This is a genomic window from Streptomyces sp. NPDC044064 (assembly GCF_056434245.1).
Map to the genome: position 1 here is coordinate 117,970 of NZ_JBWKFN010000013.1, position 13,924 is coordinate 131,893.

Consider the following 13,924-nt stretch of genomic DNA (forward strand, 5'->3'; position numbering starts at 1 on the left):
GGCCGAGGTGGCTGGAAGTCAACTCGGCCACACGTGCGACGTCAAGAAGTAAATCCTTAACGAGATGGCAACGGTGCCATCCGTTCTCTAAGTGAAGGCAGGCGCGGCCGCGGACAGCGAGCCGTTCACGGAGCCATCCAAAAGGGTCGAATCGCCCATCTCGCTGAGCGCGAGAGCGAGCGCCCCGAGCACCTCCGCACGGCCTCCAAGTGCCCCCGGGAGAACGGACAGTTGGCGCGCCGCACTGGGGATGGCATAGCGGCCGACAGACTCCCTGATGGGCCCGAGAACGAGCTCCCCGGCCTCGGCGAGATCACCGCCCAGGACCACCCGGCTCGGGTTCAGAAGGTTGCAGAGATTGGCCACTCCACTGCCGATATGGCGGCCGACGTCGGCGATCACCCGACGACAGCCCGGGTCTCCGTCCCTGGCGAGCCGTACGACGCCTTCCATCGTCAGGTCGGTGCCGTGACTGGACTGGAGCAGCGGGAGCACGTACCGCGCGGCCGCAAAGGTCTCCAGGCAGCCGCGGTTGCCGCAGCGGCAGACCGGGCCGGATTCATCGAGTGTAATATGTCCGATTTCACCTGCGGTGCCGCCCGGGCCGCGATAGATCTGCCCGTTGATCACCAGACCGGCGCCGACACCGCTCGCGACCTTGATGTAGGCGAGGTCGCGCACGCCCTTGCCGCTGCCCCAGACCAGCTCGCCCAGGGCGCCGAGGTTGGCGTCGTTGTCCACGTGCACGGGCACGCCGAGGCGCCCGCGCATCTCCTCGGCGGGCTTGGTGCCGCCCCAGCCGGGCAGGATCGCGGTGGACCCCAGAGTCCCCGACTCGACGTCGATCGGGCCGGGCACGCCCAGCCCCACTCCCGCCACCTTGGACCGATCCACGCCGGTTGCCGCGATCAGGCGATTGACCAGCTCTTCCGCACGGTCGAAGCCCTGGGTGGCGGAGGCGTCGACGTCCAGCGGCTCGGACTCCTCGGCCAGCACCTGGTGCGCGAGGTTCCCGATCGCGACGCGCAGGTGTGTGTGCCCGAAGTCGATGCCGATCACGATGCCGGCGTCCCCGCTCAGCGAGACGCTGCGGGCCCGTCGCCCGCCCGCCGACGTGGGCGTGACCTCTACCGTCCCGCCGTCCTTCAGCTCCCGCACGATGTTGGAGACCGTCGCCGCGGACAGGCCGGTCGTACGCGCGATCTCCGCCTGCGTGAGCGACCCGGCCAGCCGTACGGCCCGCACGACTCGTTCCAGGTTGGCTCGGTGCAGCGACGACTGCGACCCCGGAGTCTCCATCGACCCATCCACTCCCGCCATCGGCCGGGCGGCCCCTGTGCCGCCCGTGGCCCAGGTCACATCTGCGGAACCGGGCCACTTACAAGTTATGAACTCCAAGCTCGGCTGTAGGGGTTACCGCAGTCAAGTACTTGACGGAAATCGCTGTCACTTCCGTGGGCCGCCCCGGACACCTCGCGGACACGTGAATGCCACCCTGAGCAGGGCGGGAGACCATCCGCACAGGGTTACGGGACAGGGTGCGAGGCACACCACTCGACCCCCGCACCGAACCGGCCGGGTCGTTCGGCCCCGGAATCCGGAAGCGGTCCGTAACCGAACCGTGACCGTAGCCGGATGGACCACAAGCGAATAGCAACCGCGAACGCACGCTGCCGCCCGGCCCTGCCCGGTCCGGCCCACCGGATGGCTCGGTGGGGCGGCAGGCTCGGCGACACCGGTACCGGCAGCGAGACAGCGAGACTCCTGAGAGCTGCAGCCCGCATCGGCCGCGAGGCCGACAGCAACGTAGGACTCGGGGTCGTGGCGGCGAGACTGAGGCGGCGGCAAGGCGGCAGGGCCGGGAGACCGGGGGTCGAGGCGCAGCGGTGGCAGTCCGCAAGAGCTGAGGGTTGCCGGCACGGCGGTCGCGTAGGGATCGGGGGGGAGCGGGCCGCAGGGCCGTGACGGTGGCGGACTCGAGCTCAGCGGTGGCGAGACTGCGGCCGGCGGCAAGACGGCAGGCCGACGACCCGCACGCCGAGGGCCGGTGGCGGCAGATTGTGAGAGCTCGGGGCCGTCAGGGCAGGGGCCGCGTGGGGATCTGGGCCGAGAGGCCGGGCGGCCCAGGCCGAGGTTCGGTGACGGCGGATCGTGAGAACTCAGGGCCGGCCGTCAAGCCGACGGACGCGTCGGGAGCGCCGCACGGCCGTGGCAGTGGCGGGCTCGAGGTCAGCGGCGGCGAGACAGCCGCCAGGCCACAGGCCGCCAGGCCACAGGCCGCCAGGCCACAGGCCGCCAGGCCACAGGCCGCCAGGCGGAGCGTGAGGGCTCCGGGAGTGGCTCGGGCGGCAGCCCCCGGCGGCAGCCCCTGGCGGCAGCAGCACGGGGTTCGAGGGGTGGGGCCTGTGTGCGGCAGGATGGGGCGGTGCTTCCGGATCGACTGCTGTGGTGCGACCCGCGGCCCCTGCCCCGGTTCAACCGGCAGGTGCCGGTGACCGTGATCGTTCGTGATCCCGGGTTCCACGAGCCGGGGGACGAGGACGACTGTGCGAGGTTCCGGTACGTCTGCCGGGCGCACGGGCGGACTTATCTGCACGAGGCCTGCGGGGAGGGCCCCACCTGATCGCGCTGCACTGCGCGGAGCACGGGCCCGAGAAGCTGTGGCCGGACCCGCGCATGCTGATGTTTCCGGACGGCTTCACTCCCCCCGCTGAGCGAGGCCCGGCTGAGCTGGGCCCGCTCGTGAGGATGCGCCCTACTTCAGCGCGCCCGCGGTCAGGCCCGCGACCACCTGGCGCTGGAAGACGATGTAGGCCGCCAGGACGGGCAGCATCGCCATGACCAGGCCCGCGAAGAGGCCGGACCAGTCGCCCTTGTACCCCTGGCTGACCGCCAGCTGCACCAGCCCCTGGGTGAGGACGCGCTTGTCGGGGTCGGTGTTGAGGACCGTGGGGAGCATGTACTGGTTCCACTGGCCCAGGAAGTTGAAGATCCCCACGCTGATCAGGCCCGGCTTGGCCATCGGCAGCATGATCTGGAAGAACGTACGGGTGTGCGAGGCGCCGTCCACGAAGGCCGCTTCCGCCACCGAGGTCGGCAGCGTGCGGAAGAAGGCGGTCAGGAAGAACACCGTGAACGGCAGCGAGTACGCGATGTAGACCAGGATCAGGCCGTGGATCGTGTTCAGCAGCCCCATGTTGTTCACGACGTAGAACAGCGGGACCAGCGCCAGCATGATCGGGAAGCTCATGCCGCCGACGAAGAGGTAGTAGATGAAGCGGTTCCCGGGGAAGTCGAAACGGGCCAGTACGTAGGCCGCCATCGAGCCGAGCACCAGGGTGCCGATCAGCGAGCCGCCGACCACCAGGATGGTGTTCAGGAAGTAGTCGCTCATGTTGGCCTGGGTCCAGGCACGCGACCAGTTGTCGAAGTGCAGCTTGGTCGGCAGGGACCAGGGCGAGCCGAAGATGGCGCTGTCGTCCTTGAAGGAGGTCATCACCGCCCACAGCAGCGGCAGGACCACCATGATCGCCCACAGGATCAGCATGCCGTGGGAGAAGACGTTGAGGACGCTGCCCTCTTTCTTCCCGGCGGCCGGCTTCGCCGACGGCACGTCGACCTTGGAGACGGTCGCGCCGGACTCGGCCGGCAGCGGAGCGGAGGTCTCGGTCGTCTTCATCGCTTCAGTACTCCAGCCGCTCGCGACGGCCCAGCCGCATCACGATCGCGGCGAACGCGAGCGTGACGACGAGCAGGGCGACGCCGATGGTGGTGGCGTAGGCGGCCTGACCGTCCCGGAACGCCTTCTGGTACACGTACAGGACCATCACGGTGGTCGAGTAGTCGGGACCGCCCGGCCCGGTCGTCATGATCTGCACGACCGCGAACGACTCGGCGCCGAGCGCGAGGATGCCCATGTAGACCCAGCCGGACTGCACCGTGTCCCACAGCAGCGGCAGGGTGACGCGGAAGAACGTGGTGGCGCGGCTCGCGCCGTCCAGCAGCGCCGCCTCGTACAGCTCGGCCGGGATCGACGCCATGCCCGCCGAGAACAGGACCACGAAGAAGCCGACCGTGGACCACACGAGCACCGCCATCACGCACCACAGTGCGAGGCTCGGGTCGCCGAGCCACAGCGGCTGGACGCTGTCGAGGCCGATGCCGCGCAGGAGTGAGTTGATCGCGCCGCTGTCCGGGTTGTACGCGAAGGCGAACAACAGCGACACGATCGCGATCGACAGGACCTGCGGGAAGAAATAGACGATCTTGTAGAAGGAGGAGCCCCGGACACCCGTGATCACGGGGCCGCCCCTTCTCCGCCGTCCGCCCACATTGATCATGAAGGCGAAGAACAGCGCCAGACCGAGTGTCACCAGTGGCAGCACCAGAGCGAAGATCAGGCTGTGCTGCAACGACTTCCAGAAGATGTCGTCGTGGAACATCCTCTCGTAGTTGTCGAAGCCGACCATCTTGAATTCGGGGCTGAGGCCGGTCCAGTCCGTGAACGAGTAGTAGATGGACTGGATGAACGGCCACACCACGAAGAGCGCGTACAGTCCCAGGGGCAGTGCCAGAAACCCCACGATGAACCGGTACTTGCCGTGCTGCATCGCCACTCCGGTGCGGTAAAGGTGCTGGTTACTGGTGCTTGTAGTGCTTGATGGAGCTGTCCTTGGCCGCCTCGTCGGCAAAGCCCTGGATCTTCTTGATGGCCTCCGCCGGGGTGAGCCGGCCGGCCATCATCTCGCCGAGACCGGCCACACCGATCTTCTCCTTCTGCAGCTGCACGTACCAGTCCTGCAGCCGCGGGTTCACCACGTTGGATCCGGCCTTGTCCAGCGCCGCCACACCCGACTTCAGACCCGGGGTGAGGCTGATGCCGCTGGTGCCGCCGTTGTACGCGGTCAGCGACTTCACCTTGGCGGTGAAGTTCTTCGAGGACGCCTCGGAGAGCATGATGCGCAGCTGCTCCATGCCGCCCTCGGCGTTGGCCGCCTTGGCGGGCACGACGAAGGGCTCACCGCCGGAGGCCCAGATGGTGCCGAACGGCATCTTGTCCGAACCGTCGATGCCGGTGGGCGCGGAGACCGCGAGGTTGAAGTCGGACGGGATGACGTTGGCCGACTCGTTCTCCACCCAGGAGCCGTTCGGGATGAACAGCGCCTTGCCCTTGGCCCAGGCGGTCTGCGACTGGATGTGGTCCAGGCCCGGGGTGCCCTTGAGGATGTAGCCCTTCTTGTAGAGCTCGTAGTAGGCCTCGAAGCACGCCTTGACCGCCGGGTGCTTCCAGGCGTTCGGCTCCAGGTTGTCGATGGCGTCGAGCACCTCGCGGCCGCCGACCTTGCCGATCATCGGGTACAGCGAGAAGGGGAGGTAGTACGGGTACTTGCCCGCGTACGTCCAGCCCGCCATGCCCTTCTTCTTGGCCTTCTCGCACACCGCGAGCATCTGGTCCCAGGTCTCGGGGTACTCCGCGTCGAGGGAGTCCAGCGCCTTCTGCGAGTACCAGACGCCGTAGACGGTGTAGGCGTAGTACAGGATCCAGACCGGCTTGCCGTCGAACTGGCCCATCTCCACGATGCCCGGGCGCAGCGTGTCTCGGACCTTCTTGCCCGGGTCGTCGTACGACGGCGCGTCCAGCAGCGGGGTGAGGTCCGCCAGCTGGTTCTTGCCGACGAGGACGCCCATGTCCATCTGCTCGGCGCCGGAGTTGTCGATGAGGTCCGGCGGGTTGCCCTGGTTGAAGCGGGGCTGCAGGGTGGACTGGATCTTCTGGGTGGCGGAGAACTTCACCGTCGCCTTGGGGAAGTCCTTCTGGTAGATCTTCACGGCGTCCTGGGCGTACTCCTTGCCGAAGCCGCCGTCGAACAGGACGAATTCCATCTTCGCCGTCTCGTTGACGCCGAGCGGGTTCTTCGCGGTCTTCTTGCCCGCCTTCGCCTTGTCCTGGCCGTCGCCGCCGCTGCTCGCGCAGGCGGACAGCAGACCCATACCGGGGGCGGCCACCAGACCTAGCGCGGCCGAACGCTTGATCAGATCGCGGCGGCCGACGCCTTCGCCACCGTGGTGCGCAGTGGATCCCATGCTCAAGTCCTCGCCTTCTCCAGGACTCAGGCGGTGAACCGGATCCTCCCCGGCACCGCTGTCGGGTCGTGCAGGGTCATGCGGGAAACGCCGACAGGTATAGTCCACTTCCCGCCAGCAGAGCAAGATCGAATGCAAGGTCGGCGATGGGTCTTTTCCGAGTTGAGACCTCTCGGAAATATGAGCGACCTGTGGGTGACGCGGCGGAAAAATTGGCGACATAGGCCCCTGAATGCCACACCCAACACCCTTGACATCAAGGGCCACTTGACCACCTACTGGTTCCTGCGCATCGAAGTTGACAACGTTGTCCAGAGCGGGCGCAGGAGGGGAATCCGTAGATGCAGCGCAAGAGGCAGCGGAGAACTCGGCACAGATACGGTCCGGCGGTCGTCCTCACGGCCGCCTTTGTCATGGCCGTCGGCGCGCAGGGCGCCGCGGTCGCCCAGCCGGCCAGGGCCGCGGCCGCCGACCAGGAGTTCGCATCCTCGTTCGAGGCCGGTGACCCGGCGCCGGACTGGCTGAACACCGTCGACACAGCGCCGGACGGAAGCAAGCGCTCCGCGGGCGTGGACGGCGGCTACAGCACGGGCATTCCGGGCAATGTCACCGACCATGTGACCGAGGTCCGGGCCAGCGGCGAGAACGACGGCGCGGGCGAGGTGAAGGAGAACCTCGTCGACGGCGAGCCCGGCACCAAGTGGCTGACCTTCCAGCCCACCGGCTGGGTCGAGTTCGACCTGGACAAGCCCATCAAGCTGGTGACGTACGCGCTCACCTCTGCCAACGACTTCGACGAGCGCGACCCGAAGGACTGGACGCTCAGGGGCTCGACGGACGGCAAGGACTGGAAGACCCTCGACACCCGTTCCGGCGAGTCCTTCTCGGAGCGCTTCCAGACGAAGTCGTACGAGCTGGCCGAGCCTGCCGAGTACCAGTTCTTCCGGCTGGACGTGACGAAGAACAACGGCGCCTCGGACATCCTGCAGCTCGCCGACATGCAGTTCTCGACCGGCGGCGGGGGCGGCCCGGTGCCGCAGGACATGCTGTCGCTGGTCGACAAGGGCCCCAGCGGCTCGCCGACGGCCAAGGCCCGGGCCGGCTTCACCGGCAAGCGGGCCCTGCGCTACGCCGGGCGGCACACGGCGGCCGGCCGGGCGTACTCGTACAACAAGGTCTTCGACGTGAACGTGAAGGTCGCGGCCGACACACAGCTGTCGTACCGCATCTTCCCGTCGATGGCCGACGGCGACCGCGACTACGACGCCACCAACGTCTCCGTGGACCTGGCCTTCATCGACGGCACCTACCTGAGCGACCTGGGCGCGCTGGACCAGCACGGCTTCCCGCTGTCGCCGCGCGGACAGGGCACGGCGAAGGCGCTGTACGTCAACCAGTGGAACAACGTGCTCTCGCGGATCGGTTCGGTCGCGGCCGGCAAGACCGTCGACCGGATCCTGGTGGGCTACGACTCCCCGGGCGGCCCGGCGAAATTCCGGGGCTGGATAGACGACGTGGCGCTCAGGCCGGTGGCTCCCGAGAAGCCGAAGGCGCATCTGTCGGACTACGCGCTGACCACGCGTGGCACCAACTCCAGCGGAAGCTTCTCGCGCGGCAACGACTTCCCGGCCACGGCTCTCCCCCACGGCTTCAACTTCTGGACGCCGGTGACCAACGCGTCCTCGCTGAGCTGGCTGTACGAGTACGCACGTGCGAACAACGACGACAACCTGCCGACGATCCAGGCGTTCAGCGCGAGCCACGAACCGAGCCCGTGGATGGGCGACCGGCAGACCTTCCAGCTGATGCCGTCCGCCGTGCCCGGCACCCCGGACACCGGCCGTGAGACGCGGGAGCTGGCCTTCCGGCACGAGAACGAGACCGCGCGGCCGTACTACTACGGCGTCAGGTTCGAGAACGGCCTGAAGGCGGAGATAACGCCGACCGACCACGCGGCCGCGCTGCGCTTCACCTACCCCGGCGACGACGCGAGCGTGCTGTTCGACAACGTCACCGAGCAGGCGGGCCTGACCCTGGACAAGGAACACGGGGTCGTCACCGGCTACTCGGACGTGAAGTCGGGCCTCTCCACCGGCGCCACCCGGCTGTTCGTGTACGGCGTCTTCGACAAGCCGGTGACGGACGGCTCCGCCAGTGGGGTCAAGGGCTATCTGCGCTTCGACGCGGGCGCCGACCGCACGGTCACCCTGCGCCTGGCCACGTCCCTGATCAGCATCGACCAGGCGAAGGACAACCTGCGCCAGGAGATCCCCGACGGCACGTCCTTCGACACCGTGAAGAAGCAGGCCCAGCGGGCCTGGGACGGGCTGCTCGGCAAGGTCGAGGTGGAGGGCGCGACCCCGGACCAGCTGACCACGCTGTACTCCAGCATGTACCGGCTGTACCTGTACCCGAACTCCGGCTTCGAGAAGGTCGGCGGCAAGGACCAGTACGCCTCGCCCTTCTCCCCCATGCCGGGTCCGGACACCCCGACGCACACCGGCGCGAAGATCGTCGACGGCAAGGTGTACGTCAACAACGGCTTCTGGGACACCTACCGGACCACCTGGCCGGCGTACTCCTTCCTGACACCTTCTCAGGCGGGCGAGATGGTCGACGGGTTCGTGCAGCAGTACAAGGACGGCGGCTGGACCTCGCGCTGGTCCTCCCCCGGTTACGCCGACCTCATGACCGGCACCTCCTCGGACGTGGCGTTCGCCGACGCGTACGTCAAGGGCGTGAACTTCGACGCGAAGGCGGCGTACGACGCTGCGGTCAAGAACGCGACGGTCGTCCCGCCGTCCTCGGGCGTGGGCCGCAAGGGCATGAGCACCTCGCCGTTCCTCGGGTACACCAGCACCGACACGCACGAGGGTCTGTCCTGGGCGATGGAGGGCTACGTCAACGACTACGGCATCGCGAAGATGGGCGAGGCCCTCTACAAGAAGACCGGCGAGAAGCGCTACCAGGAGGAGTCGCAGTACTTCCTCAACCGCGCCCGGGACTACGTGAACCTCTTCGACCCCAAGGCGGGCTTCTTCCAGGGCCGGGACGCCAAGGGGGCCTGGCGCGTGGACTCCTCGAAGTACGACCCGCGCGTGTGGGGCTACGACTACACGGAGACCAACGGCTGGGGCTACGCCTTCACCGCCCCGCAGGACAGCCGGGGCCTGGCCAACCTGTACGGCGGCCGCACCGGCCTCGCGGACAAGCTCGACGACTACTTCGGCACCCCGGAGACCGCCTCGCCGGACTTCGTCGGCTCCTACGGCGGTGTCATCCACGAGATGACCGAGGCCCGGGACGTCCGGATGGGCATGTACGGCCACTCCAACCAGGTCGCGCACCACGTGATCTACATGTACGACGCGGCCGCCGAGCCCTGGAAGGCGCAGGCGAACGTCCGCGAGGCGCTGTCCCGGCTCTACACCGGCAGCGAGATCGGGCAGGGCTACCACGGCGACGAGGACAACGGCGAGCAGTCGGCCTGGTACCTGTTCTCCTCGCTGGGCTTCTACCCGCTGGTCATGGGCAGCGGCGAGTACGCCATCGGCTCCCCGCTGTTCACGAAGGCGACCGTGCATCTGGAGAACGGCCGGGACCTGGTGATCAAGGCACCGCGCAACAGCGCGCGGAACGTGTACGTGCAGGGTCTGAAGGTCAACGGCCGTCCCTGGACGTCGACCTCGCTCCCCCATTCGCTGCTGGCCAAGGGCGGCGTGCTGGAGTTCTTCATGGGGTCCAGGCCCTCGACCTGGGGCACGGGCAAGAACGCGGCGCCGGTGTCCATCACCCAGGACGACAAGGTGCCGACGCCCCGCGCGGACGTGCTCAAGGGGGACGGCGCGCTGTTCGACGACACGTCGGCGACGAGCGCCACGGTCACCTCGGTGGAGCTGCCGGTCGGCGCCGCCACCCGGGCCGTCCAGTACACCCTGACCTCGTCGGCCGACCACACCAAGGCACCGACCGGCTGGACCCTGGAGGGGTCCGCGGACGGCACGACCTGGAAGACCCTGGACCACCGCTCGGGCGAGTCGTTCACCTGGGACCGCCAGACCCGGGCGTTCACGGTCGCCGCACCGGGCTCGTACGCGAAGTACCGTCTGGTCCTCGACGGCGAGTCGACGCTGGCGGAGGTGGAGCTGCTGGCCTGACCGCGGCACGGCGAAGGGGGCGGACCCGCTCGGGTCCGCCCCCCTGTCGTGTGTGCGCTCAGCCGGTGGCGAGGGTGAACACGTGCAGGTCCGTGTTCTCCGGCAGCCGGACGCTCCTGACGGTCCGGCCGGCCGGCGCCGCGAACGGCTTGGTGGCGAAGACGTACGTCGCCACCGGGTCCTTGTCGGCGCCCGCGACGTTGCGGTACGCGGTCCTGGCGACGACCTCGTTGCCGTACTGGACGGTGCCGCCTCCGCCGCCGACGGTCCAGTCGGTGAAGGAGAGGTCGACGGTGTCGGTGGTGCCGTCGGTGTAGGTCACGGTCGCCTTGCTCTGCTGGTTGCCGTTGACCGCGCTGCCGATGAACGACAACTGGGTCGCGGGTTTGCCGAGTTCGACGGTCTGGCCGGTGGCCGAGGCGTTGTCCGGGCGGGCAGCGGGCGAGTTCGGCCAGGTGAAGGTCAGGCCGTCGACCGTGCCCTGCCCGCCCGGGGTGAGGCCGGCCGCGGCGAGGGCCTGGCGGGAGTAGCTCCAGCCGCCACCGTCGTAGTCGCCCTCGTCGTGCTCGCCCTCGTCGTCGGAGACGCCGGTGTTGTTGTAGGCGGCGAGAAGGGTGCCCGGTGCGGCCACGGTGAGGGAGACCGGCTGCTCGTAGGAGGTGTCGCCGGAGGTCACCTTCACGTTGACGGCGTAGAAGCCCTGGGTGGCGTCCTCGGCCGCGGCCAGGGTGATCTCCTGGGAGCCGTCCGTGACCGTGCCCTCGGCGGGCGTGGCAGTGACACCGGAGGGGGTCTCGACCCGGAAGCGCACCTGTGGGCCGGTGCCGCCGCCGAGTGCGAGGGCGCGGATGCCGATCTTCGTGCGCTCCCCTGGTGCGACCGTGGCGGCGGTGGGGCCGACGCCGATCTGGTACGGCTGCTCGCCCTCCCGGAAGGACGGCGGCGGGGAGGCCGCACCCCAGGTGCGGTCCGGGGTGGTGGAGAGGGTGTAGTCGAGGCGGCCGCCGTCGCGCACGAAGGAGGCCGGCAGCCAGGGCCGGTCAGCGGCCCGCCCGTCGACCTTCAGGGACCGGATGTACGGTGCGTCCGCCGCCGCCCCGGTCGCGTGCACGGAGATGTCGTTGCCCTGCGGGCGGTCGATCTCGATGCGCTCGAACAGCGGTGAGGCGAGGACGAGTTCGGCCCGGGAGGGCACCTGCGGGTACATGCCGAGCGCGGAGAAGACGTACCAGGACGACATCGCGCCGAGGTCGTCGTTGCCGGGGATGCCGCCGGGCTCGGTCGACCAGAGCTGCCGCATGGCCGCGCGGACGGTCTCCTGCGCCTTGTAGGGGGCGCCCGCGTAGTCGTACAGGTAGGGCACGTTCACGGACGGCTCGTTGTCCAGCTCGGACTTGGTGCCGCCCTGGCCGGTGAAGGCCCAGCCGCCGTCGCTCGTGTGGAAGAAGTCGTCGAGCCGGGCCAGCGCCTTGTCCGTGCCGCCCATCGCCGCGAACAGGCCCGCCGGGTCGTGCTGGACCATCCAGGTGTACTGGGCGGCCGTGCCCTCCACGAAACCGTTGCCGGTGTCGGGGGTGAAGCCGGTGACCCAGCTGCCGTCGGCCTTGCGGTTGGCGATGTAGCCACCGCTCTTGTCCGCCGCGATGTTGAAGTTGTTCTGCCACCACTGGGCGCGGCGGGCGAAGGCCGCCGCCGTGTCCTTCTCCCCGGCCGCCGTGGCGAGTTGGGCGAGGGAGAAGTCCGCGGTGGACATCTCCAGGGTCTCGGCGGCGCCGCCCCAGGCGTTGGAGACGCTGGGCATGTAGTGCAGCTTGAGGTACTTGTCGAGCGACGGGCGCTGGCCCACCGACAGCACCGGCTTGCCGGCCGCGGACAGGTCCTGCTGCGTGGGTACGGTCGCCGCCCGGACCAGCGAGTCCAGGGCGCCCCTCAGGTCGAAGCCGGTGCCGCCGAAGGCGTGGATGCCGGCCAGCGCGGTGGGCGACGGGTCTCCGTTCATGACGTGGGTGCCGCTCGCGCCGTGCAGCCAGCGGTCCCAGACCCCGCCGTTCTGCCCGGCGAGCTCGTACAGCGACTGGGCGATGTCCGACCCGGTGCGCGGGTCGAGGAGGGTGAGCAGCTGCACCTGGTCGCGGTAGACGTCCCAGCCGGAGAAGGTGCCGTACTGCGCGTGATGGCGACGGTCGACGGTGTGCGGCCGGCCGTCCGCACCACGGTATCTGCGGTCGGCGTCGCTGATGACGTTCGGATGCAGCAGGGAGTGGTACAGCGCCGTGTAGAAGGTGGCGCGTTCGGCGTCGGTCCCGCCGCCGACCCGGACCGCGCCCAGCCGGTCGCGCCAGGCCCGGCGCGCCGCGTCCGCGACGGCGTCGAAGGAGCGGCCCGCCGGGTTCTCCGCGGCGAGGTTCGCCTCGGCGCCCGCCTGGCTGACGTAGGAGATGCCGACCTTGACGTTCACCGGGCCGGTGCCCTGCGCGAACTGCACATACGCTCCGGAGCCCTTGCCCGCGACCGGCCGGCCCCCGTGCGAGAAGCCGCCCGTGCCGCCGGAGGCCTGCCGGGAGCCGGGGCTCAGCCTGTCGTCCTGCCAGGTGCCGGTGGCCGTGAAGGCCCGGTCGAAGCGGGCGGTGAAGTACAGGGTGTAGTAGGAGCGCCGGCCCTCGGGGTCGAGGTAGCCGCAGAAGTTCCCGGAGGTGACGGAGCCGGACACGGTGCGGGTGGCCGGGTCGACGGTGACCGTCGAGTCGGCCGAGCCCACCTCGGAGTTGGCGGTGCGCACCAGCAGCGAGGCGGGCTTGTCCGCCGGGTAGGTGAAGCGGGCCGAGCCGGTACGGGTGGTCGCGGTGAGGTCGGCGGTGACGCCGGAGGCGAGGCCCACCTTGTAGTGGCCGGGCTCGGCGGTCTCGTCGGAGTGGCGGAAGTCCGACGCGTAGACGGCGTCCTTGGTGTCGCTCGCCGGGGAGGACGTGACCTCGCCCGCGTACGGGAAGAGCGGGATGTCACCGCTGCCGCCCGCGCAGCCGGTGCCGGACATGTGCGTCAGGCTGAAGCCGCGGATGCGGGTGGCGTCGTACTGGTAGCCGCCGGGCGCGGCGGTGCGGACGGCGTCGCCTCTGGTGTTCTCCGGGCTGAAGGAGAACATGCCGAACGGGACGACGGCGCCCGGGAAGACGTTCCCGCCGTTCCTGGTGCCGATCAGCGGATCTACGTAGGGGGTCGGGTCCTTGACGAGACCGGGGGGAGCTGCGGTCGCCGCGAGGGCGGGGGTGGCGCCGCCGGTCGCGAGCACCGCGGCCAGCAGCAGGGACGTGGGAGTGAATCGCATGACGCGGCCCTTCCTCCAAACGGACGGGTCGCGCACCACAGGTCGCACAAGCCGCAGGGACAGTAACGTGCGCCACCGGTAACACGGAAGACCGCGTACGCCCGGCAGGCACACGCCTGGATCACTCGGTCGGGCTACCTCAAGTACCTTGACATCGTTGTCGGTTGAGGCGGTAAAGTCATGTACAGACCATAAGACAACGTTGTCGCGCCCCACCCGGCAGAGGCCCGCCCACGGTCTCGCCGCCACAAGCCAGCACCACCCGGGCAGGGATCACCCCCCTCGCCTGCCCGGCTCGCGGACCCGGTGTGCACGGCCACCGGGTCCGCCCAGAGCCGTTCAGGAGGGAGGCTCCGCC

General features: G+C 69.3%; 7 protein-coding genes. 2 read left to right on the forward strand and 5 right to left on the reverse strand.

The features are described 5' to 3' along the window. Window positions 1–87 precede the first annotated feature (87 nt). Window positions 88–1,299, reverse strand: coding sequence for an ROK family transcriptional regulator (locus AC07DS_RS22140; RefSeq protein WP_479147706.1), 1,212 nt, complete (start codon window positions 1,297–1,299; stop codon window positions 88–90). A gap of 1,126 nt (window positions 1,300–2,425) precedes the next feature. On the opposite strand from AC07DS_RS22140, the gene AC07DS_RS22145 reads away from it, so the two are divergent. After that, entirely contained in the window at window positions 2,426–2,623 is a 198-nt protein-coding gene (locus AC07DS_RS22145; protein ID WP_479147707.1) for a hypothetical protein, read from the forward strand. Window positions 2,624–2,755: 132 nt separating this feature from the next. On the opposite strand, the gene AC07DS_RS22150 is transcribed toward AC07DS_RS22145, so the two are convergent. The 3 genes from AC07DS_RS22150 to ngcE are packed head-to-tail and all read right to left on the reverse strand — an operon-like array spanning window position 2,756 to window position 6,084. Continuing rightward, entirely contained in the window at window positions 2,756–3,679 is a 924-nt protein-coding gene (locus tag AC07DS_RS22150) for a carbohydrate ABC transporter permease (RefSeq protein ID WP_479147709.1), read from the reverse strand. Between the two features lie 4 nt (window positions 3,680–3,683). Beyond that, window positions 3,684–4,610: a carbohydrate ABC transporter permease gene (locus AC07DS_RS22155; protein WP_479147890.1), complete on the reverse strand. Its 927-nt coding sequence runs from the start codon at window positions 4,608–4,610 to the stop codon at window positions 3,684–3,686. Between the two features lie 28 nt (window positions 4,611–4,638). Then, window positions 4,639–6,084: an N-acetylglucosamine/diacetylchitobiose ABC transporter substrate-binding protein gene (gene ngcE / locus AC07DS_RS22160; RefSeq protein WP_479147710.1), complete on the reverse strand. Its 1,446-nt coding sequence runs from the start codon at window positions 6,082–6,084 to the stop codon at window positions 4,639–4,641. A gap of 413 nt (window positions 6,085–6,497) precedes the next feature. On the opposite strand from ngcE, the gene AC07DS_RS22165 reads away from it, so the two are divergent. Beyond that, the gene (locus AC07DS_RS22165; protein ID WP_479147893.1) at window positions 6,498–10,241 is read left to right on the forward strand and encodes a GH92 family glycosyl hydrolase; all 3,744 of its coding nucleotides are present in this window, start codon (window positions 6,498–6,500) and stop codon (window positions 10,239–10,241) included. A gap of 58 nt (window positions 10,242–10,299) precedes the next feature. Here AC07DS_RS22165 and AC07DS_RS22170 read toward each other — a convergent pair whose 3' ends face one another. After that, on the reverse strand, window positions 10,300–13,566 hold the full coding sequence (locus AC07DS_RS22170; protein ID WP_479147712.1) for a GH92 family glycosyl hydrolase: 3,267 nt from the start codon (window positions 13,564–13,566) through the stop codon (window positions 10,300–10,302). Window positions 13,567–13,924: the final 358 nt, after the last annotated feature.

What these genes read in the sequence shown, in the direction of transcription:
- AC07DS_RS22140 (WP_479147706.1), bottom strand. Translation starts at nt 1,299, where the DNA reads ATGGAGACTCCGGGGTCGCAGTCGTCGCTGCACCGAGCCAACCTGGAA.
- AC07DS_RS22150 (WP_479147709.1), bottom strand. Translation starts at nt 3,679, where the DNA reads ATGAAGACGACCGAGACCTCCGCTCCGCTGCCGGCCGAGTCCGGCGCG.
- AC07DS_RS22155 (WP_479147890.1), bottom strand. Translation starts at nt 4,610, where the DNA reads ATGCAGCACGGCAAGTACCGGTTCATCGTGGGGTTTCTGGCACTGCCC.
- ngcE (WP_479147710.1), bottom strand. Translation starts at nt 6,084, where the DNA reads ATGGGATCCACTGCGCACCACGGTGGCGAAGGCGTCGGCCGCCGCGAT.
- AC07DS_RS22165 (WP_479147893.1), top strand. Translation starts at nt 6,498, where the DNA reads ATGGCCGTCGGCGCGCAGGGCGCCGCGGTCGCCCAGCCGGCCAGGGCC.
- AC07DS_RS22170 (WP_479147712.1), bottom strand. Translation starts at nt 13,566, where the DNA reads ATGCGATTCACTCCCACGTCCCTGCTGCTGGCCGCGGTGCTCGCGACC.